The sequence below is a fragment of the Dokdonia sp. 4H-3-7-5 genome, from assembly GCF_000212355.1.
Taxonomy (GTDB): Bacteria; Bacteroidota; Bacteroidia; order Flavobacteriales; family Flavobacteriaceae; genus Dokdonia.
This window is the reverse complement of sequence record NC_015496.1, coordinates 3,076,969-3,099,335: the sequence shown is the minus strand read 5'-3', so window position 1 is coordinate 3,099,335 and position 22,367 is coordinate 3,076,969. Positions and strand designations below refer to the sequence as shown.

Genomic DNA, 22,367 nt, shown 5'->3' with positions numbered 1-22,367 from the left:
CATTTGAGTGGCTATTTTTTTGTATGATATTTTAAATCTAAACTATATGATTTTCTTAATCACCCTTAATTTATGAGTGTGTACACCTTTATGCACATTGTAAATACCAGAATGATCTAAGCGATCTATTCTCACTTCTCCGTGAGCATGTATGATATAGTTATCTTCCATAATAATACCTACGTGCGTAATTAGTCCCTCTGCATTATCAAAAAATGCTAGATCCCCAGGTTCACTTTCCTCTATAAAACTTAATGCCTCACCTTGTGTTGCTTGTTGTGAAGCATCCCTTTTAAGGTCAAAGCCGTTAAGTCGATACACCATTTGAGTAAAACCACTACAATCTATACCAAAGGTTGTTCTTCCGCCCCATAAATATGGAGTTTTGAGATAGAGTAGTGCTGTTTCCACAAGTTGGGCTCTGGATGTTTTTCCAGTGTGACTATTGCCATCGTAAGAATCTTTAAGAAGCCCAATATTTTCAACAGAAGAACCTAATACCACCGTAAGTAGTTGATTATGTTCTGTTGTAATAAATTGTACAGGATCTGTGGTGAGTGTGGTTTGTTGCGCTTTCGCGAAAGCGTACTCATCCTCACTAATCTCAATGTATTGCTTATTATCAATCCATCCCTCATATTTATCATGAGAAAGTTTAATACGGCTCCATTGCTTGCGTTGCTCCACAACCTTAAAATGTTCACCATAGAGAACTTGATTTACAAGTTCGCTAGGATCCGAAGGTTCGGCGCGCATAGGGACTATACTAAGCTGGCAAATACCGTATCGCATAAGGTATGTCTATTCTTAATTGTGATTTTCTATTACCATAGCAGAGGCACCTCCACCGCCATTGCAAATTGCCGCGGCACCTAGTTTGGCATTATTTTGCTTCAATACGTTCATAAGCGTAATAAGGATACGTACTCCACTGCATCCTAATGGATGTCCTAAGGAAACTGCTCCTCCATGTACATTTACATTTTCATCTGTTAAGCCTAATATTTTCATATTTGCTAGACCAACTACAGAGAATGCTTCATTAAACTCAAAAAAGTCAATGTCATCTTGAGCTACACCTGCCTTTGCAAGAGCTTTTGGTAATGCTTTTGACGGAGCCGTAGTAAACCACTCTGGCTCATGTGCAGCATCTGCATAACTTTTTATAGTACAAAGTGGAGTAAGGTTAAGCTCTTTTGCTCTTTCTTCACTCATTACGATTACAGCACCTGCGCCATCGTTAATTGTAGATGCATTTGCAGCAGTTACTGTTCCGTCTTTTGAGAATGCAGGACGTAAAGCAGGAATTTTTTCCATTTTTACATTTGTAAATTCTTCATCACGAGATACGATAACATCATCTCCACGTCTTTGTGGTACGGATACTGGTACTACTTCATTGTCAAATTTTCGAGCTTCCCAAGCAGCAGCACTGCGTTTATAAGATTGGATAGCATAATTATCTTGATCTTCACGTGAGAATTTATATTCTGTTGCACATGCATCTGCACATACACCCATCGCGTTACCATCATATGCATCTACAAGACCGTCTTTTTGCATACCGTCTACCATAGTCTGTGGTCCAAATTTATGTCCATTACGTAACTGAACATAATGAGGAATAAGACTCATATTTTCCATTCCGCCAGCAACAACAATATCCGCATCTCCTAGAGCAATGGCTTGTGCAGCCATCATCACAGCTTTCATTCCTGAAGCACATACTTTATTTACAGTAGTACAAGGCACAGTATCTGGAATTCCAGCTCCTAGTGCAGCTTGTCTAGCAGGTGCTTGGCCTACACCAGCTTGTACGACGTTACCCATATATACTTCACTTACAAGTGAAGGGTCAAGGTTAATTTTATCTAAAGCGCCTTTTATAGCGATTGATCCAAGTTTACTAGCAGTAACAGAGGATAAAGCTCCCATGAAACTACCTATCGGTGTGCGTGCAGCCGCAACTATAACAACGTTCTTACTCATATATTTGTGTGTTTGAAGTACTAAATTTTTCTCTTGCGAATGTAAGGAAAATTTGAAGATTTTAGAATCTATAGCGACGCTCTAAGTGGTATATCAAGCGATAATAATTTAGTACTTTAGCTTCATACTAGACAACCCTATGAGCAGCACTGCACAAAAGTTTTATAAAAATCAAGATCTCATCTACAAGCTCTTGCTTGTCTTTATTTGTGCAGGATTTATTGTTTATTTTTTTCCGAAAAGCGGAAAATTTCAATATGAGATTCAAAAAGGTTTTCCATGGCAATATGAAAACCTGTATGCAGATGAGGATTTTGCTATTCTCAAAAGTGCCACAGAACTTGAAGAAGAGCGTAGTCAAGTAAAATCGCAATCTGCTGTGTACTTTAATTACAATCAAGATATTGTAGATAACATAATAGCGTCTTACGATGAAAATTTTGATAAGGTATTTCCTGATAGTATTGATTATCAATTTCCAAAATCAGAACTGAGAAGGTATGGTAGTAATTTGCTAAAAGGAGTTTACAAAACTGGGGTTATAAAGAACAAGCCTGTCTATGATTCTGGCCGACTCATCTTCATAAAAAAAGGTAATGAAGTATATGAAATGAGGTTAAACCAAATTTCAGTGCTTAATAATGTAACAGATGATCTTACATCTGTTATTGAGAATGGTGCTTATGCAGCATATTCTAATAAATATCTTCAGCTTTACTTTGATGGGCTAGAAGCAAATGTTTCGTTAGATGAAGTTCTTACAAAGGAGACACTTGATATAGAGCTTGGTCAGATTTCAGAAACACGCAATATAGTGCCTAAGGGAAGTATTGTGATAGCAAGAGGAGAGCTCGTAGAAGGTGATAATCTGCAAAAATTACTATCTCTAAAAGCCAAATACGAGTCGCAAAACATAAGTGATTCGCGTTATAATTGGGTGCTCTTTGGATACATCTTGTTAGTGCTGCTGGCACTCGTAATGTTGCTCCTTTTTATACGTACTTATAGACTTTCTGTATTTTTAAATAATACTAAAGTAACCTTTATATTTTTCAATGTTTTGGTTATGGTGCTTCTTACAACGATAGTTGTAAAGTGGAGCCCTCAGTACGTATATGCTGTACCTATGTGCATACTACCACTCATTATAAAAGCTTTTTTTGACGCTCGCTTGGGGCTTTTTACGCATGTAATTGCTATTCTCTTATTAGGATTTATTGTGCCAGATAGTTTTGAATATTTTTTCTTACAAGTAATCGCGGGTATCGTAACTATCTTAACAATACCAGAATTATATAAAAGAGCAAACCTCTTTATCTCCATAGGTCAGATAACACTTATATATATACTTGCATATTTTGCATTTAATATTATAAGTGAAGGTGGTATGGAGGGGCTGCAGTGGGAAGACTTCGGTATGTTTTTACTCGCTGGTCTAGCAACACTATTTGTACAGCCGCTCATCTATATTTATGAAAAGATTTTTGGTTTGGTGAGTGATGTTTCACTATTAGAATTATCAGATACTAACTCAAAGCTTCTCAAGCGCCTTGCAGATGAAGCTCCTGGTACTTTTCACCACAGTCTCAATGTGGCAAACTTATCTGAAGCAGCAGCAAATGAAATAGGTGCAAACGCCATGCTTGTTAGGGTAGGAGCACTTTATCATGATATAGGTAAAATAGAAAACCCTACAGATTTTACAGAAAACCAAGCAACAGGTATCAATAGTCATGATGATTTATCTCCAAAAGAAAGTGCACGCATTATCATAGATCACGTGATTAATGGAATTGAACTCGCACGCAAATACAATTTACCAGATCGTGTAATCGATTTTATACGTACGCATCACGGTACCAGTACTGTACAGTATTTTTATTTTAAGGAAAAGGAAATTAATGAGGACACACTAATCACAGATTTTCAATATCCAGGACCGTTACCTTTTAGTAAAGAAACTGCGATACTAATGATGGCAGATAGTGTGGAAGCTGCTTCCAAGAGTCTTAAAAATCCAACTTCAACACTTATAGATGCTTTTGTAGAAAAGATAATCAAGAAGCAAATGGATGAAGGGCAGTTTCTAAATGCAAATATTACGTTCAAAGAAATTCAGCAGATTAAGAAAGTACTTAAAAAGAAGCTTAATAACATTTATCACCTCAGGATTGAATATCCAGAGTAGGAGCTAGATTAAAAGTATATTCTAACGGAGTTATAATAGTTAGTAACGCTTTCGCGAAAGCGTAAAAAAAAACGAGATACAAATTAATGTATCTCGTTTTATATTTAGACTAAGTTTCTTATCTCAACGTAGGAAAACTAGAAGGATTAACTTCGTTCATCATACTGTATATTTTCTCAAATATATCATCTGCAGAAGGTTTAGAGAAGTAATCTCCGTCTGTTCCATAAGCAGGTCTATGAGCCTTTGCAGTCATGGTTTCTGGCTTACTATCTAGGTATTTGTAAGCATCTTGCTCATTTAATACTGCATTAAGTAGGTAAGCACTCGCTCCACCTGGCATATCTTCATCTATAACGATAAAACGATTTGTCTTTTTGATACTCTCAACAACATCGTGATTAAGGTCAAATGGTAATAAGGATTGTGCATCAATTACTTCGATGTTGATACCTACAGTTAGAAGTTCTTTTGCAACTTCCATAACGATACGCAGTGTACTTCCGTAAGAAAGGACTGTAATATCTGTTCCTTCTTTTACAGTCTCGACAACACCTATAGGAGTTTTAAATTCTCCTATGTTAGTTGGCAAGTTTTCTTTTAAACGGTAACCATTTAAGCATTCTACAACTAGTGCAGGCTCATCACTTTCTAGTAATGTATTATAAAAACCAGCAGCTTTTACCATGTTACGAGGAGTAAGAATGTACATACCTCTAAGAAGGTGTACGATGGCTCCCATTTGTGATCCACTGTGCCATATTCCTTCTAATCTGTGACCTCGAGTTCTTACGATAAGTGGTGCTTTTTGTTTACCATGAGTTCTATAACGCAAAGTTGCTAGATCATCACTCATAATCTGGATTGCATACAGAATATAATCAAGATATTGAATTTCGGCAATAGGGCGTAAGCCTCTCATCGCCATTCCTATTCCTTGACCAAGTATCGTTGCTTCACGTATTCCTACATCGGCAACTCTATGCTCTCCGTATTTCTCTTGCATTCCCTCAAGCCCTTGGTTCACATCACCAATGGCTCCAGCATCTTCTCCAAAAACAAGTGTATTAGGATATTTGCTAAAGATAGCATCAAAGTTATCTCTTAAGATAACTCTTCCATCTACAAGGTTTTCTTCTCCATAAGTAGGAGCAACAGCCTCTATTGAAGTCGCACCATTACCATTTTCATTGTATAAGTGTGCGCTATATTGTGGTTGAATTGTTGCAATGTAGTTATCAATCCACGTTGCGAGTTCTGTATGCGTATCAGATTGTTCTCCTATGGTAAGGCGTAAAGCTTTACGAGCAGTACTAAGTAAATCACATTTGAGAGATTCCTTATTTTCTACCAGTTTTTCAAAAAGTGGCTTTATAAAACTACCGTTACTAGAGTTTTTAATAAGTGCTTCTAGTATTGATGTTATTTTTTCTTTTTCACTTTTAATAGGTCTTAAAAATGCTTCCCAAGCAGCTTTCTTGCCATCTCGAACTTTCTTTTTAAGGTCTTTGTCAATAGCGGTAAGTTCCTCATCTGTAGCTAGACCTTGATCAATAAGCCAGCTTCTGAACTGTACATTACAGTCATTCTCGCGTTCCCATTGCAATCTATCTTGATCTTTATAACGTTCATGAGATCCAGAAGTAGAATGTCCTTGAGGCTGTGTAAGCTCAACAACATGTACTAAAACTGGTACATGCTCTTCGCGAGCTATTTTTCCAGCACGTTCATATGCATCTACTAGTGCAGGATAATCCCATCCGTTTACTTTGATAATCTCATATCCTTTATCTTCTTCATCTCTCTGGAAACCAGCAAGAATTTTAGAGATACTCTCTTTTGTAGTTTGGTGTCTAGCGTGAACAGAAATTCCATATTCATCATCCCAAACACTTATTACCATAGGTACTTGAAGTACACCTGCGGCGTTTATAGTTTCAAAAAACAAACCTTCACTAGTACTCGCATTACCTATAGTTCCCCAAGCAACTTCATCACCATTATTTGAGAAGTTTTCTTTCTGAGTTTCGGAAACGTTTCTATATACTTTAGAAGCTTGTGCAAGTCCTAAAAGTCTAGGCATTTGTCCAGCAGTAGGAGAGATGTCTGAGCTAGAATTCTTTTGAGCTAGTAAGTTTTTCCAATTACCGTCATTATCAAGACTATGCGTAGCAAAGTGACCACCCATTTGCTTTCCAGCACTCATCGGGTCAAATGCTATATCTGTATGTGCATATAGTCCTGCGAAAAACTCTTCTATAGATAAGTGGTCTATCGCCATCATGAATGTTTGATCTCTGTAATAACCAGATCTAAAGTCACCATTTTTAAAAGCACGTGCCCAAGCTAACTGTGGTAGCTCTTTTCCATCACCAAAAATTCCAAATTTTGCCTTTCCTGTAAGAACTTCTCTACGTCCTAAAAGACTACATTCTCTACTAGTAACAGCGATTCGATAATCTTCAAGAACAGATTCTTTAAAGTCATCATAAGATAATGCTGCTTTGGTATTAGAAGTAATTGCCATAAGTTTAAATGATTTGATTGTAAAAATAGCCAAAACATATCCACAATGCAATATGTAGCTGCGTTAAATACTTATAATTTTCGCATTAGAAGTGCTTTTTACGCAGTCCATTTTCAACAAAAGTCAAGATTTTTTGATTTTATTAAGAATATGACAACTTAAACGGTGCTTTTTGAGAATCTTTAGTACCACTTTCGTGAAAAAAGTCTTATCACCGTATCAAAACTTATTTGTAGTTGGAACCTAATCTTCTGGTCATAGTTAGGTTGGCCTATTTCCCAACCCAAATTTGAATATATAGGGAAGTATAACTCGAAGTAGTCATCAAGAAGACTTACTTGAATTCCAGAGTCATATACGAGTCTTCCATTTGCTCTTTTATTCTTAACAACTCCAACATCTCCATAAGCATAGAAATACTTCCATAGCGTTGTACTTGCGTTTGCTGTAAACATCCAGTCATTTGCAAATACAGGCGCTACATCATCCAATTGAGATTTAAAACCACCTTCGGCAATAATTATTTGCTGAGAGAATAGACCGCTATCTTCAGAGCGACCATAGTAATTGTAGTCAAATAAATAATCAGTTGGTCTGTCTAGTGCAAAGCTAAAAAAGTCGCCATCTGCCTGTGTATTGTTGTAAGTAAATACACCGCCAAATAAGCGCACATTTAATTGTCTATTATTAAGAAAAAGTCTTCTATAAAATATATTACCAGACACCTTACCAAAGTTTTTTGCAAACTGCACATCTCCAGTAACGTTGAGTGTATGTATTATTCCAGGATTTGATCTAGTGTACCTTAAGTTAAGAACATCGTAATTAGGAGTAGGTAATGCGACTAGGGGATCTTCTTGTCGTTGTACACTTACAAATCGTGCAGATGCACTCTGTCGTTTATTTGATCTAAGGTTTGAAGTTCTAAAAGATAGATTTACAAAAGGAGTTATTCTTGTAAACAATAAATCTGGTGCATAAGAAAAACGATTTCCAGAAATTCCATATCTCAATGCGTAGAGTCCTTGATTTTGATAGTCATGTCTATAGGATATAGAAGCGCTACCTATAAGCTTCTTAGACTTTAAACCTATTTGAGGTTCTATTTTGTAATTGAGTGCTTTGGTGAGTAATGTCTTATTATAAAGTTTTACACCCGGAATAAAACCATCATATATATTAAACTGAGCAACTGGCATTACAAACAGCTGATTTTTTGCAGGGTTTTCAAAATCTTGGAAGAATTTGAGCTGTATGGGTTTATCTAGGCTCAAAAATGCATTAGGCTTCTCGTAGTTGTTTCTTAAGTTATTTTCAGGAATGATATTCTCATAATTTAAAACAAACCTATCTGCTTCTTCTTTTGAGTATGCAAGTCTTTCTGTTTTCTGAGTTCCGGTTACCCAGCGCTTACTTGTAAGACTATCATTCTTAAAGCCGTAAATAGAAATAGGAGAGGAGCGTCGCTCTTTCTTTTTTACATCTACATAAACAGAGTCGCCTTTCACTTTAGAATTTTTTAAGGCATAATCTAGTCGTTTATTAGAAGTAATGTAATCCTTAAAAAACCAATCTACATCCTCATCAATTTGCGCATTTACTTCCTTTTCAAACTGCGATGATGTGAGTGGTTGAGACTTGTGTTTTTGATAAAAATCACTAATAATCTCATCAAGTTTATTATCTCCTATGTAATCATTGAGATAATTAAGCCCTACACCACTTTTATACGATGTACCTATATTCTTATTATATTTAATAAGTTCGTCGTAAGGTGTATCTAGCGGCTGGTCAAGATTTAATCTAGATATATGAGTAGATAAAATATTAAACTGATCATTAAATTCAAGTTCTGAAGCATAAAACTGACGTACGAGCCAGTACTTATCTAAAGATCCTACTACTTTGAGATCAGGATAGTAGGTGTCCATGTAATTTTGTAAGATGTAGACCTTGATGCCATCTATAAGCCATCTATCGTTTCTTGGGTTAACAAGAAGTGTGTTGTTAATATAGTTGTTAATCGTTGTCTTAAGAAGTTTAATTTCATATTGAAAACCATCAGGAAACGGACTTATAAAACTAGGTAATTGATTGAGGCCATACACTGGCTGCTCTTTATAATCAAGATCTGTTACAAGGATTTTATCAAAGGGATATTGGCCCAAATTATTGTACAGGTAACCGGCTATACGATCAGATATTAAAGCTCTTAATGGTGAAGGAATTTTATAATCATGTAGATTAGATACAATTGTTACATAATCTGTTTGAACCTCTTCGTAATTAGAACTTTTAAGTAAAAAAACCTTGGCATCAGTTCGGCTTTTGCCAGTGAGCACCGTAAGCTTATTACCTTTTGTTTGCGAACTCGAAATATCATTCTGCTCAAGATCCGTGACTAGATCATAACCTTGAGGAATGGAAAATTGTAAGCGTATGTCCGTCTGAGGAAAATATCTATCATTTAAATTTTTATTACTGTAGTATTCCCAGCCATTGTTATATACGGCAGGCGTTACAAACCAATATCTCAAATTATAATCACCATCTTTAGTAATCCCATAGTCTGTAAATTTTACATCTGGGAGTACAACTGTATAATCAAGGGTCATTCTTACAGAAGCCCCTGGTAATAGTGGTTCATGTAACAAAACCTTGATGATGTCAGGGTGTTTTTTTGGTCTTGTGTATTGAAGTATAGTTCCTTGACCTGCAATAGAAGTCATTTTAGTAAAACCACGATCACTATCAGGTGCAAGATGAAATTTCTTATCAAAAGACTCAGAAAATCTCTTTGCTAGTGGTGTGGTTTTACTAGAAAAACTATGTGCCCAGTCTGTTAAGTATACATCTGTCCACACATCACTAGAACTATTTATGATAGTGATTGTATGATTGAGATGTATAGACCTATCGTCAGGAATTAATTGTGCATTAATTTCCATCGTATGTTGACTCGTGGCTACTACACTTAAGAGAAGCAATGAGATAAAAGCATACAGAGATTTTAGGGTGTGTCTCAACTAGAAAGGGAGTGTGTTAATTTGTAATAGAAAAAGCTGTTTTTGTTTTGCTGTTATATGTAGTTTTCACGCTTTCGCGAAAGCGTAACACCTTTAGAAATTAGGACTCAATTGATATTCATCATAGAAGTTATTAAGCACCTCAATTACCTCATCTGAAGTGTCTACAAGATGTATAAGATCCATATCTCCAGCACTTATATTCTGAAAACTGTCAAGTAAGGTTGTCTTTACCCAATCCATAAGCCCTCCCCAAAATTCTGTACCTACAAGTATAATAGGAAACTTCTGGATTTTGTGTGTTTGGATAAGTGTGATTGCCTCAAAAAGCTCATCAAGAGTTCCAAAACCTCCTGGCATTACTACAAATCCCTGTGAGTACTTTACAAACATCACTTTACGTACAAAGAAGTAATCAAAGTCTAAACTCTTATCACTATCAATATATGGATTGTCATGTTGCTCAAAAGGAAGTTCAATGTTAAGTCCTACAGATGTTCCGCCAGCAAGGTGTGCTCCGCGGTTACCAGCTTCCATGATACCTGGACCACCACCAGTAATAACACCGTAACCGTTATTTGCAATTTTTTCGGCAACTTCGGTAGCTAGTTTATAGTACTTATTATCTGGCTTTGTTCTCGCACTACCAAAAATGGATACACATGGACCTATACGGCTCATTTTTTCAAATCCATTTACAAATTCTCCCATTATCTTAAAGATTGCCCAAGAGTCATTTGTTTTCTTCTCGTTCCAGCCTTTAGGTCTATTTTCGTTACTCATAATTATGTCTTAGTATTTATAATTAAAACTATATTGTATATGTAGTTTTATGCCATTTCCTTCTTTAGAAACTGGGCTGTATATCCTTTATTTTTTTTAATAATTTGTTCCGGAGTACCAATGGCAACTACCTCGCCACCACCTTTTCCACCTTCATATCCTATATCTATGATGTGATCTGCCGTTTTTACAACATCTAGATTATGCTCGATAATGAGAATGGTATTTCCTTTGTCTACAAGACGGTTGAGCACATCCATTAATACTCTAATATCCTCAAAATGAAGTCCTGTGGTAGGCTCATCTAGTATGTAAAAGGTATTCCCGGTATCTCTCTTACTAAGTTCTGATGCTAGTTTAATACGCTGCGCCTCACCACCAGATAAGGTTGTGCTCTGTTGTCCTAGCGTAATATAGCCTAATCCTACGTCTTTTATCGTTTTAAGTTTGCGATATATTTTAGGAATAGGTTCAAAAAAGTCTGCTGCCTCGGTCATAGTCATCTCAAGAACATCAGAAATTGATTTTCCTTTATATCGTATTTCTAGGGTTTCTCTATTAAAACGCTTCCCTTGACATGTCTCACACTCAACATATACATCTGGTAAGAAGTTCATCTCAATCACTCTTAAACCACCACCTTTACACGTCTCGCAGCGACCACCTTTGACATTAAAGCTAAAACGTCCAGGTTTATATCCTCTTATAAGTGCTTCAGGAGTCTTTGCAAAAAGGCTTCTAATTTCGTCAAAGGCTTTAGTGTAGGTTGCAGGATTAGACCTAGGTGTACGCCCTATAGGTGTTTGATTTATATCTATTACTTTGTCACATTCGTCAAGTCCTTTGATGCTCTTGTAAGGCATAGGTACTTTTACACCATTAAAATAATGAGCATTCATGATAGGGTAGAGCGTTTCATTAATCAGAGTAGACTTACCACTACCAGAAACTCCTGTAACCGCAATCATTTTACCTAATGGGATCTTAATAGAAACATTTTTTAGATTGTTTCCTGTAGCTCCTTTAAGCTCTATAAATTTACCATTTCCTTTTCGACGTTGTTTTGGGATGGTAATTTCTTTTTCACCATTCAAGTATTGTGCTGTAAGTGTATGGTGCTTTATTAAATCTTCTGGAGTTCCTTCACTTATTATTTCTCCTCCAAAACGTCCTGCTCTTGGTCCTATATCAATTACGTGATCTGCACGCTCAATCATATCTTTATCATGCTCTACAACGATGACAGAGTTGCCTATATCACGCAAAGAAATAAGCGAATTTATAAGCTTTTCATTATCACGTTGATGTAGTCCAATACTAGGTTCATCTAGTATGTATAATACGCCTACAAGTTGCGATCCTATCTGTGTAGCGAGCCTGATACGTTGTGCCTCTCCTCCAGATAAAGACTTTGAGCTTCTGTTTAGATTAAGATATGTAAGTCCTACATCTACAAGGAATTGTATTCTTGAATTAATTTCTTTAATTATCTCAGATGCAATCTGTAATTGCTTGCTAGAGAGTCGTTTTTCTACTGTCTTAAACCATTCTTGTAGCTCAAGAATATCCATAGAAGCAAGGTCTGCAATACTAAGATCATCAACCTTAAAGTAGAGTGATTCTTTGCGCAATCTTGACCCCTCACATACGGGACAAGCTACCTTATCCATATATCCTTTTGCCCAGCGTACAAGTGATGTAGACTCGCTATCATTAAAGGTATTTTCTATAAAATTTGCTACACCTTCAAAATCAATTTTATAATCTCTAGTAACTCCTAATTGCTTTGAAGAAACAGAAAACTTTTCATTTCCGCCATAGAATATAAAATCCATAGCTTCTTCAGAAATCTTTTCAATAGGGTCTGTTAGTTTAAAGTCAAACCTCTCTGCAATAAGTTGTAGTTGTTTAAAGATCCAGTTGTTCTTCTTAGGTCCATGAGGATCTAGTCCGCCAGCGTTAATAGATAGTTTTGGGTCTGGGACTATCTTTTTAGGATTTACTTTATATAGCTCACCTATGCCATTACAGTTAGGGCAAGCGCCTTTAGGTGAGTTAAAGGAGAAGTTATTTGGTTCTGGGTTAGGATATGAGATTCCTGTAGAAGGACACATCAAGTTTCGGCTAAAATAACGTACTTCCTTCGTGTCTTGATTAAGTACCATTAACACATCATCACCATGATACATCGCAGTATTTATGCTTTCGCGAAGGCGTTTATCATCGTCATCACCTTTTTTTACGAGCATGCGATCTACTACAATCTCAATATCGTGTACTTTGTAACGGTCTACTTTTAATCCTTTTACAATATCCTTAACCTCACCATCTACACGAACCTTAACAAAACCCTGTTTTGCAATTTGTTCAAATAACTCTCTATAATGGCCCTTACGTGAGCGTATAGTAGGAGCGAGGATGTTAATCCTTTTACCTTCAAAACTCTCTGTAATGAGCTTCTGTATTTGTTCATCATTGTAACTTACCATCTTTTCGCCAGTATTGTAAGAGTAGGCATCTGCCGCTCTTGCATAAAGGAGACGTAAAAAATCGTAAATTTCTGTAATGGTTCCCACCGTAGATCGCGGACTTTTACTAGTGGTTTTTTGCTCGATAGCAATAACCGGAGAAAGTCCTAGAATTTGATCTACATCTGGACGTTCTAATCCTCCTAGAAACTGTCGTGCATATGCAGAAAACGTTTCAATGTAACGACGTTGTCCTTCTGCATAGATAGTATCAAAGGCTAGCGAACTCTTTCCACTTCCAGATAACCCTGTAATTACAACGAGTTTTTCTCTCGGTATCATTACGTCTATATTCTTTAGATTGTGGGCGCGAGCACCGTAAACTTCAATACGTTCTTCGTGATCTATCATACATTTTTACAAAGCAACAAATTTACCGCTTTGCGCCCTAAATAGAAAGCGAGTAACACTATAAGAGATTGTTAATGTTAACGGTATTGATAGTTGTTGTTGTTACGCTTTCGCGAAAGCGTAAATAACCTAAAAATCATTCTCAAACTTCTAGTCATATTAGAATATATACGGCAATATTCTCCACGTACGCGCCTTATAAACTGTATAGCTCTGACCAAATTTTTCTTTGAGGAAAGCCTCTTCCTTATATATCTTGAGAATAAGGACTACAATTAATAATACATAGTAAATCCAGGGAAATAAATGGTCTCCTCTAATAACCACAGGTAGAAATACTAATAGGATACCTGTGTACATAGGGTTTCTTAAAATGTTGAAGATTCCCTTAGTTACAAGAACCTCGGATTTAGCCTCTGGCTGAATATTAAAATTTCTTATCTTAATATTGTAAATACCCCAAAGAGCTATAAATATGCCTAGTAATTGTACACTTAGAGAAGTAAGATCCCAATGTACCATCTGTCCGTTCCATATGATGAGGAAAATTAAGCTAAACTGGGATATTACAAGTGCTAGTGAGTGTAGAGACATAAACGGATAGGGCTTATAGATTAGAAATTACGCTAATCAAAAAAGGTTGCGCAATGCGCAACCTTTTTTAATGTTATAAGTCGTAAATATCATTATAGAGATGAATATAGTTCTCTCTTATAATCTTACGTTTAAGCTTCATAGTAGGAGTGAGGTGTCCACCTTCTACTGTCCAAGCGTCATGCGTAAGACGGAATGCTTTAATTTTCTCCCATTTGGCAAATGTTTCGTTAGCCTCGTCTACTTCCTGCTGGTAGCGGTCTTGAACGCGCTCTGATGCGAGAAGCTCATCTAAGTTAGAATAGCTTATGTTTTTCATTTTTGCCCATTCTTCTAAGAATTCAAAATTAGGCTGGATTAAAGCAGCTGGCATTTTCTGACCTTCACCTATGACCATAATTTGTTCTATAAATCGCGATTGCTTAAATCTATTTTCTAGAAGTTGAGGAGCAACATATTTTCCTCCAGATGTTTTAAACATCTCTTTCTTGCGATCTGTTATCTTTAAGAAACCATCTTCATCTATGTGACCTATATCACCAGTATGGAAATAGTCATTCTTTAGTACTTCGTCTGTTTTTTCTTTGTCCTTATAGTAACCTATCATTACATTAGGTCCTTTTACAAGAATCTCACCATCGTTTGCGATTTTAACTTCAACACCTGGCAGTAGCTTACCTACAGTTCCTATTCTGAAGCCGCCATCACGCATATCATTTACAGAACATACAGGAGAGGTCTCAGTAAGGCCGTAACCTTCCATAATACCCATCTCAGCAGCGTTAAATATTCTTGCAAGTCGTGGTTGTAATGCGGCACTTCCAGAAGCGATAAGATCAAGGTTTCCACCTAGACCTTCTTTCCACTTTGAGAATATAAGTTTACGAGCAAGTGCAAGTTGTTTTTCATACCACCAGCCATTCTGACCATATGGTTCGTATTTAAGACCTAAATCTACAGCCCAGAAGAATAATTTCTTTTTGACTCCAGTAAGTGCAGCACCTTTTGCAATAATCTTGTCATATACTTTCTCAAGCAAACGTGGTACTGCGGTCATAACTTGAGGCTTTACCTCTTTTAAGTTATCACTTATAGTCTCTAGCGACTCTGCAAAGAAAATAGAAACCCCTTTATATTGATATAAATACATCAACATGCGTTCATAAATGTGGCAAACAGGTAAAAAGCTCAAGGCTCTCATACCTGTGTCAGCAAGAGGCAGGCGGTGCGCACTGGCCAAAGCGTTGCTCACAATGTTCTCATGTGATAGCATTACCCCTTTAGGGCGTCCAGTAGTTCCAGATGTATATATTAGCGTTGCGAGATCCTTAGTGGTTACAGCAGCTTTAAGTGTCTCTACTTCTGATTGATTAGAAGTGTCTGCTCCTAATTCTAGAACCTCAGACCAGTTTTTACAATTATCAATGTCTTCAAAAGAGTACACTTCAATAAGAGAAGGCACTTTATCTTTTATAGACATTACCTTATCACGTACTTCGTTACACGACACAAATACATACTTAGACTCAGAGTGATTAAGTACATAAGCGTAGTCCTCCTCAGATATAGTAGGATAAATAGGTACATTTTGAGCTCCTAATTGTAAGATCCCTATATCGCAAATATTCCACTCTGTGCGATTAGTCATAGAGATGACAGCAATTTTATCATTAGGTTTAACACCTAATCGCAAGAGTCCTCGACTAATTGCGTTTGCTTGATCAATATATTCCTGAGTAGACGTAGCAACCCAAACACCATCTTTCTTAGTGTTGAGTGCGTCTGAGAGATTAAATTTTTCCAGTTGATAATAAGGAAAATCAAAAAGTCTGGTAATTTCCATAGATTGCTTTTAAATAGTGTTACAAAATAGGAAAATTTGCACGGTTTTTATTGAGATATTCATAAAATGAGAGAGGATTTCTCATAAAAGTGAGATATCCCTTTGATTTTCTTTAAGATGCGCTTTAACTTAATTTTTAACAATTTTTAAAATAGTACTGTTTTTTGAAGTTTGAAGCTTTAAAAAGTACATTCCTTGAGGTAAATAAGCGTAGTCTACGCTTGCGTTTCCGGTTTGTTGGACTGCTGGAGTTACATTTTGACCTAGGATATTGTAAACACTAGTCTCATACGAGCTTAGTGATGTACGTATATTAAGTTGATTTGAAACTGGGTTTGGAAACACTTCAAAAGCATTATTAAATTGTTCATTATCTACAGTTAATTGTTCTCCTGAGAGTATAGAAAAAGATAAATCGTCAAAGTAAAAACCATCTCTCGTTACGGCACCATCTGTAACTAAACGGAATCTTGCCCTAATTGTTTCTCCTATATAATAACTTAAATTAATTTCTTCGAGTATCCAATCATTCTGGATACTGTCGTATAAAGGCTCACCTTGAGGCTGAATATTTGTTCCGATAGTGGTAAAATTACCACATTGTGGTTCCCAGGTGATACCATCGTCTTTAGAAATCTCAAATTGCACATAATCCCATGTATCTTCAATGTTCCATCTTGCATGGTAGCTTACTGTTGCTGTAATAGCATCTGTGAGGTCTAAAGATTGTGTTAGTTCAATGATATTACTAGCATTGTTACTATAATTACCAGAAGGCGAATCTGTTATCGAAGAGGAAGTGGAAACAAAGCTTACATTTGTGGTTCCCCAACTTGTAGATCCAAAATCTGCGAGCGAATTTCCATCTGCATAAAATATCTCTGTTGTACTACCGTATATTTTACTAACGCGAACCTCCTTTTCAAAAAAGCCATTGTCTATAATTAAATCAAATTCAATAGCATCACCCACTTCTACGCTTGTAGATAGGGAATAGGTTATACTTCCAGATTGTGTCGCTAAGGGTGCTAAACTCGATAATGTAATTGGCGCTCCTTGATCAATAATATTAGAAGATACGGGAGAAAAGGTAATAGTAAAATCTCCTAAATTTTCTACAGCCAGTCTCTCTAAATCAAAAGAAGTTGATAAAGCAGCAGACTCACCAGTAAAAGTAGGTGAGGTCTCGGTTAGTTTGCCATAATTACCAGCTATTTGAGCGGCCGTAAGATTGAGAAACATCATGTTTTGCGAAGTGCTAATAATCGAGCTTGCAGGCGGCCAAAATGATGTTCCTATCTCTGGGGTGAAAGCAAAAATTTTATCATGAGTTCCCACTGTTCCGTACATAAAATCATCACTGTCTCCAGCAAATGGGAAATCATTAAATGCATTGTAGCCATTTATAGAGGTAAGAGCATCGCCTATCCCTTGAAATAAATCATCGTCTGGAGTGTCCACATCTGCATAGCCAAAAGGATAATAAACTAACTCGCCAAAAGAATGATTATTAAGAGCAATCACAAAATCATGCTGCTCTACAAACCACTTCACTACTTGAGTCTCTACTTCAGAGAAAGGGCCTGTACCGTGATATGTTTCATTATTTGTATTTGATGAAGATCCAGGACCGCCCCAGCTACCATCATTAGGATTACCATTAATATGATAGTCATAGTTGCGATTATTATCAACACCATTTCCATTTTTTCTATTCTTACGCCATAGGCCACCACCATCAGGATCTGTTAGCTCATTATATAAGTAACCATCAGGGTTTATTACAGGTATAAAATAAAGCTCCGTATTATTTACAATAGCTTGTACCTCTTCATCAGTATCATAATTTTCAAGCAAGTACCACATATAATATACCAGTTGCATAAGTGACATAGGCTCCCTAGCGTGATGTATAGACGTATATAATACTTCTGGCTCAGTTTCATCGTTTTCAGGATTGTCGCTTATTTTTAACCAGTAAATAGGATTTCCTCCTATGGACGGCGTGACACCATCATCTGGAAGTCCTTCCGTAAGGAAGTTACTTATCGAAGCTCTCGTAGTTATTAAGTCTGGATATTGCTCAGCCATGTCATCAAGTTCATCGAGTAGTTCTTGATACGTCAAGTAGCCACCCATAGATCCAAGATTAAAATTTGCAGGAGTTTCATATGTCAGAGCATCGCTGGAGCTACAAGCTACGTTGCGAGTGGCAGTGCTGGATCGTGTTGATTGTTCTTTATAGGCTTTTTGAATATCTTCTTCAATGGTTTCGTATTGAAAACCTGCATTTCTAATTTTCTCTAGCTCTTGCAATGAAAAGTCAGATATGATAAAAGTTCCCTCTTTATGTATACCATGGTCTGCAGCAACACCAGTTAGGTTTAATTGTGCAAGCGTTTGAGTTTGGTTTAAAAATACTTTTATACGTTTATATTGAGGGGTTTCTTGTTGCGCTTTCGCGAAAGCGTAACAGAAAAATATACAAACAATAATTGGTAGTTTTTTAAAGCGCATAAAAGTGTCTTACTTGGTTGAATATGTGCAACTAAAGATAAAACAAGCTGCAATCAAATTGTCCTACCTAGTCGGTAATATATAAATAGTATTACATATTATATACTCGTTGAAATATTATGTAACTTAATTACAAGGTTTTATAAAAAAATGCCTCACTTAGTGATAAGTGAGGCATTCTGTAATTAGAAGTATATAATATTATGAGTTTTTCTCTACCCAATTTCTTGCGTTTACAAATGCTTCAACCCAAGGACTCACCTCATCACTATTTCCAGCAGGGTAGTGCGCCCAGTTCCATGGGAATGTAGATCGCTCAATATGCGGCATTGTTGCAAGGTGACGACCTGTAGTATCACAAATCATCGCTGTATTAAAGTCAGACCCGTTAGGGTTTGCAGGGTATCCTTCATAACCATAGGTCGCTACAATATCATATGCATTTGCTCCCATAGGTAAATCAAATCTACCTTCACCATGAGAAATCCATACACCTAAGGTTGTTCCAGCAAGCGTAGAAAGCATCACACTGTTGTTTTCTTCAATCTTCACAGAAGTAAAGTTACTCTCGTGCTTGCGGCTTTTATTGTGTTTTAATTTAGCTAACCTTTCGTGATCTGGGTTTATAAGATCAAGTTCTAAGAATAATTGGGCACCATTACAGATTCCAACAGAGAGTGTGTCTTCACGTGCAAAAAAGTTCTCAATCGCTTTATTTGCCTTCTCATTATATTTTATGGCACCAGCCCATCCTTTGGCAGATCCTAATACATCACTATTAGAAAACCCTCCTACAGCTCCAAGAAACTGAATATCTTCTAGCGTTTCACGTCCAGATATTAAATCTGTCATGTGTACATCCTTTACGTCAAAACCAGCGAGGTACATCGCATTTGCCATCTCGCGCTCAGAGTTACTTCCTTTTTCACGTAAGATTGCCGCTTTAGGTCTAGCTTTGCTAGTATCTAATACTGGCTTTTTTCCTGTAAAGTTTCCAGGAAAAGTATATTGTAGTGGTTGTACTTTATAATTGTCAAAACGATCCTTTGCAAGACCATTTGCCGTTTGCTTATTATCTAGTAAATAAGAAGTCTTAAACCAAGTATCACGAAGTGATGCAATGTTAAGACCTAATTCTACGCCACTATTTTTGATTGTTAGCTCTGCAGTGGTTGTTAACGTTCCTATTTTTGAGAATGTAACACCATTATCAGTAAGTATTTTTTCAACAGATGCATCTGCTTGGAAAACTAATCCTGCATTTTCAGAAAAAAGCACCTTGATAAGGTCTTGTTCTCCAAGTGGAGTCAAATCTAAGTTTGCACCTAAGTTTACATCTGCAAAGCAAAGTTCAAGTAGGGTAGTGATAAGTCCGCCACTCGCAACATCGTGACCAGCTTGAATTTTGTCGTCTTTTATGAGTTGTTGAATGGCGTTAAACGCTTTCGCGAAAGCGGTATCACTCACAACACTTGGCGCTTCGTTACCTATAGCATGACATACTTGTGCAAAACTAGATCCTCCTAGTTTATGGGTATCTCCAGACATGTTGATATAATAAATCGCACCACCGTCTTTTTGAAGAACTGGCTCTACTACTTTATTAATATCATTACAATTTCCAGCTGCCGAAATAACGACCGTTCCAGGAGCAATTACATCTCCATCTGGATATTTTTGTTTCATTGAGAGACTATCCTTACCTGTAGGGACGTTAATCCCAAGGTTAATTGCCATTGCAGATATTGCCTCTACAGCCTTATACAAACGAGCATCTTCTCCTTCATTCTTACAGGGCCACATCCAGTTTGCTGAGAGGCTTACAGATTGTAATCCATCTTTAAGAGGTGCCCACACAATGTTTGTAAGAGCCTCCGCAATACTGTTTTTACTTCCCGCTACAGGATCAATAAGACCAGAAACTGGTGAGTGTCCTATAGAAGTAGCAATTCCTTCTGTACTCTTATAATCAAGTGCCATTACACCCACATTGTTAAGAGGTATTTGTAAGGATCCTACACATTGTTGTTTTGCAACGCGACCACCTACGCAGCGGTCTACTTTATTAGTAAGCCAATCTTTACATGCAACCGCTTCTAGTTGCAATACTTGCTCAAGATAATCGTGGAAGTGCTCCAGTTGATACTCTGGGTTTTTATAATCACGAGCGACCGTCTTGTCTGTCATTATTGTTTTTGGAGAGCTCCCAAACATATCATCTAGATGCAAGTCCATAGGGCTCAAGCCTGTTGTTTTACTTTTAAAAGTAAAACGGTGATCATTTGTAACATCGCCTACTTGATACATAGGTGAGCGCTCACGATCTGCGATGCGCTGTAGCATATCGATATCTTTTTCACCTATTACGAGACCCATACGTTCTTGCGACTCGTTTCCTATAATTTCTTTTGCGGATAGGGTAGGGTCACCTACGGGTAATTTATCAAGATCGATACGACCTCCAGTATCTTCTACAAGTTCAGAAAGACAGTTAAGATGTCCTCCAGCACCGTGATCGTGTATAGATACGATTGGGTTTACATCACTTTCTACCATTCCTCGCACTGCATTTGCAGCACGTTTTTGCATTTCTGGGTTAGAACGTTGTACCGCATTAAGTTCTATTCCAGAGTCAAAAGCTCCAGTATCTGCACTTGAAACAGCAGCACCACCCATTCCTATTCTATAATTTTCACCTCCTAAGATTACAATTTTGTCACCATCTTGCGGAGTGTCTTTAAGCGCTTGCTCACGCTTTCCGTAACCAATACCACCAGCTTGCATAATTACCTTGTCATACCCAAGACGCTGACCGTCTTCTTGATGCTCAAAAGTAAGAACTGAACCTACGATTAAAGGCTGCCCAAATTTGTTTCCAAAATCTGATGCTCCATTTGAAGCTTTAATAAGGAGGTCAATTGGGTTTTGATAAAGCCATTTGCGGGCATCCATGCCATGTTCCCACGGGCGTTCTTGCTCTAATCTAGAATACGGAGTCATATACACAGCTGTTCCAGCAAGAGGAAGTGATCCTTTACCTCCAGCAAGTCTATCGCGTATTTCTCCACCAGAACCGGTAGCAGCTCCGTTAAAAGGCTCTACGGTAGTTGGGAAGTTATGCGTTTCTGCTTTTAAAGAAATCACAGAGTCAAAGTCTTTTTCTGTATAGAAATCTGGCTTATCTGCAGTGTCTGGAGCAAATTGTGTTACTCTAGGTCCTTCTATAAATGCAACATTATCTTTATATGCAGATACAATAGTACCTGGAGTTACTTTTGAAGTTTCCTTTATTAACTTAAATAGGGAAGAAGGCATCTCTTCTCCATCAATCACAAAGGTTCCATTAAAAATCTTGTGACGACAGTGCTCAGAGTTCACTTGGCTAAAACCAAAAACTTCAGAGTCTGTAAGTGGTCTGCCTATTTTGGCAGCAACACCATCAAGGTAAGCAACCTCTTCATCGCTTAACGACAAACCTTCTTGCTCATTATATGCAGCAATATCCTCTATAGATAATATAGGTTCTGGAGTAACGTTAACCGTAAAAATATCTTGATTTAAAGCTGCGTACTCTTGAGAGATCATAGGATCATAATCAAGAGTACTTTCTGTAACTACGCCTGTAGCATCTTCTATAGATGGAAAAGGAGTCGTGTTAACTTGTTGTGATGAAGAGTTCGCTTTCGCGAAAGCGTGAAACTCCTCTATTCTTATAATATTTGAAATTCCCATATTCTGGGTAATCTCTACAGCATTAGTACTCCAAGGCGTAATCATAGCTGCTCTTGGACCAATAAAAAAAGCGTCAATATGAGACGCTTCAATTTTTTGAGAGTTGCCAAAAAGCCATACCAGCTTAGCGGTATCGTCTTGTGAAAATGCTTGTGTGCTTTGTACTGCGTAAACAGTGCCTTGAGGGTTTCCAAAGAAGTGGATCATCCGATTGGTTTTGTTGCGTTGTTTAAGGACGTAAATTTACTACAATATTTATTGATATGATAGGTAGGATAATATCTCTTTG

11 protein-coding genes are annotated in these 22,367 nt (G+C 37.1%); 1 reads left to right on the top strand and 10 read right to left on the bottom strand.

Going from position 1 to position 22,367, the window contains the following annotated elements; translation table 11 throughout:
- Positions 1 to 42 precede the first annotated feature (42 nt).
- Together KRODI_RS13735 and KRODI_RS13730 are read right to left on the bottom strand one after the other, a co-directional pair.
- The gene (locus KRODI_RS13735) at positions 43 to 792 is read right to left on the bottom strand and encodes a C40 family peptidase (protein WP_013752223.1); all 750 of its coding nucleotides are present in this window, start codon (positions 790 to 792) and stop codon (positions 43 to 45) included.
- A 15-nt stretch (positions 793 to 807) separates the two neighbouring features.
- Positions 808 to 1,989 carry an acetyl-CoA C-acyltransferase gene (locus KRODI_RS13730; RefSeq protein ID WP_013752222.1) on the bottom strand — a complete coding sequence of 394 codons (1,182 nt, stop codon included), beginning with the start codon at positions 1,987 to 1,989 and terminating at the stop codon, positions 808 to 810.
- A gap of 139 nt (positions 1,990 to 2,128) precedes the next feature.
- On the opposite strand from KRODI_RS13730, the gene KRODI_RS13725 reads away from it, so the two are divergent.
- Positions 2,129 to 4,177 carry an HD family phosphohydrolase gene (locus KRODI_RS13725; RefSeq protein WP_013752221.1) on the top strand — a complete coding sequence of 683 codons (2,049 nt, stop codon included), beginning with the start codon at positions 2,129 to 2,131 and terminating at the stop codon, positions 4,175 to 4,177.
- Between the two features lie 118 nt (positions 4,178 to 4,295).
- On the opposite strand, the gene KRODI_RS13720 is transcribed toward KRODI_RS13725, so the two are convergent.
- From KRODI_RS13720 to purL, 8 genes are all read right to left on the bottom strand, one after another.
- Complete coding sequence (locus KRODI_RS13720) at positions 4,296 to 6,704, bottom strand: thiamine pyrophosphate-dependent enzyme (RefSeq protein ID WP_013752220.1); 2,409 nt, start codon at positions 6,702 to 6,704, stop codon at positions 4,296 to 4,298.
- Positions 6,705 to 6,886: 182 nt separating this feature from the next.
- A complete protein-coding gene (locus KRODI_RS13715; protein ID WP_148236004.1) occupies positions 6,887 to 9,652 on the bottom strand; it encodes a M1 family metallopeptidase in 2,766 nt (921 codons plus the stop codon).
- Between the two features lie 171 nt (positions 9,653 to 9,823).
- Positions 9,824 to 10,513: a TIGR00730 family Rossman fold protein gene (locus KRODI_RS13710; protein ID WP_013752218.1), complete on the bottom strand. Its 690-nt coding sequence runs from the start codon at positions 10,511 to 10,513 to the stop codon at positions 9,824 to 9,826.
- Between the two features lie 47 nt (positions 10,514 to 10,560).
- The gene (uvrA, locus tag KRODI_RS13705; protein WP_013752217.1) at positions 10,561 to 13,392 is read right to left on the bottom strand and encodes an excinuclease ABC subunit UvrA; all 2,832 of its coding nucleotides are present in this window, start codon (positions 13,390 to 13,392) and stop codon (positions 10,561 to 10,563) included.
- Between the two features lie 159 nt (positions 13,393 to 13,551).
- Positions 13,552 to 13,986 carry a methyltransferase family protein gene (locus KRODI_RS15180; protein WP_013752216.1) on the bottom strand — a complete coding sequence of 145 codons (435 nt, stop codon included), beginning with the start codon at positions 13,984 to 13,986 and terminating at the stop codon, positions 13,552 to 13,554.
- 73 nt (positions 13,987 to 14,059) lie between these two features.
- The gene (locus KRODI_RS13695; protein ID WP_013752215.1) at positions 14,060 to 15,829 is read right to left on the bottom strand and encodes an AMP-dependent synthetase/ligase; all 1,770 of its coding nucleotides are present in this window, start codon (positions 15,827 to 15,829) and stop codon (positions 14,060 to 14,062) included.
- A gap of 129 nt (positions 15,830 to 15,958) precedes the next feature.
- The gene (locus tag KRODI_RS13690) at positions 15,959 to 18,346 is read right to left on the bottom strand and encodes a M14 family zinc carboxypeptidase (RefSeq protein ID WP_013752214.1); all 2,388 of its coding nucleotides are present in this window, start codon (positions 18,344 to 18,346) and stop codon (positions 15,959 to 15,961) included.
- Positions 18,347 to 18,547: 201 nt separating this feature from the next.
- Positions 18,548 to 22,285, bottom strand: a complete 3,738-nt coding sequence (gene purL, locus KRODI_RS13685) for a phosphoribosylformylglycinamidine synthase (RefSeq protein WP_013752213.1) — start codon at positions 22,283 to 22,285, stop codon at positions 18,548 to 18,550.
- Positions 22,286 to 22,367: the final 82 nt, after the last annotated feature.

What these genes read in the sequence shown, in the direction of transcription:
- KRODI_RS13735 (WP_013752223.1), bottom strand. Translation starts at nt 792, where the DNA reads ATGCGATACGGTATTTGCCAGCTTAGTATAGTCCCTATGCGCGCCGAA.
- KRODI_RS13730 (WP_013752222.1), bottom strand. Translation starts at nt 1,989, where the DNA reads ATGAGTAAGAACGTTGTTATAGTTGCGGCTGCACGCACACCGATAGGT.
- KRODI_RS13725 (WP_013752221.1), top strand. Translation starts at nt 2,129, where the DNA reads ATGAGCAGCACTGCACAAAAGTTTTATAAAAATCAAGATCTCATCTAC.
- KRODI_RS13720 (WP_013752220.1), bottom strand. Translation starts at nt 6,704, where the DNA reads ATGGCAATTACTTCTAATACCAAAGCAGCATTATCTTATGATGACTTT.
- KRODI_RS13715 (WP_148236004.1), bottom strand. Translation starts at nt 9,652, where the DNA reads ATGGAAATTAATGCACAATTAATTCCTGACGATAGGTCTATACATCTC.
- KRODI_RS13710 (WP_013752218.1), bottom strand. Translation starts at nt 10,513, where the DNA reads ATGAGTAACGAAAATAGACCTAAAGGCTGGAACGAGAAGAAAACAAAT.
- uvrA (WP_013752217.1), bottom strand. Translation starts at nt 13,392, where the DNA reads ATGATAGATCACGAAGAACGTATTGAAGTTTACGGTGCTCGCGCCCAC.
- KRODI_RS15180 (WP_013752216.1), bottom strand. Translation starts at nt 13,986, where the DNA reads ATGTCTCTACACTCACTAGCACTTGTAATATCCCAGTTTAGCTTAATT.
- KRODI_RS13695 (WP_013752215.1), bottom strand. Translation starts at nt 15,829, where the DNA reads ATGGAAATTACCAGACTTTTTGATTTTCCTTATTATCAACTGGAAAAA.
- KRODI_RS13690 (WP_013752214.1), bottom strand. Translation starts at nt 18,346, where the DNA reads ATGCGCTTTAAAAAACTACCAATTATTGTTTGTATATTTTTCTGTTAC.
- purL (WP_013752213.1), bottom strand. Translation starts at nt 22,285, where the DNA reads ATGATCCACTTCTTTGGAAACCCTCAAGGCACTGTTTACGCAGTACAA.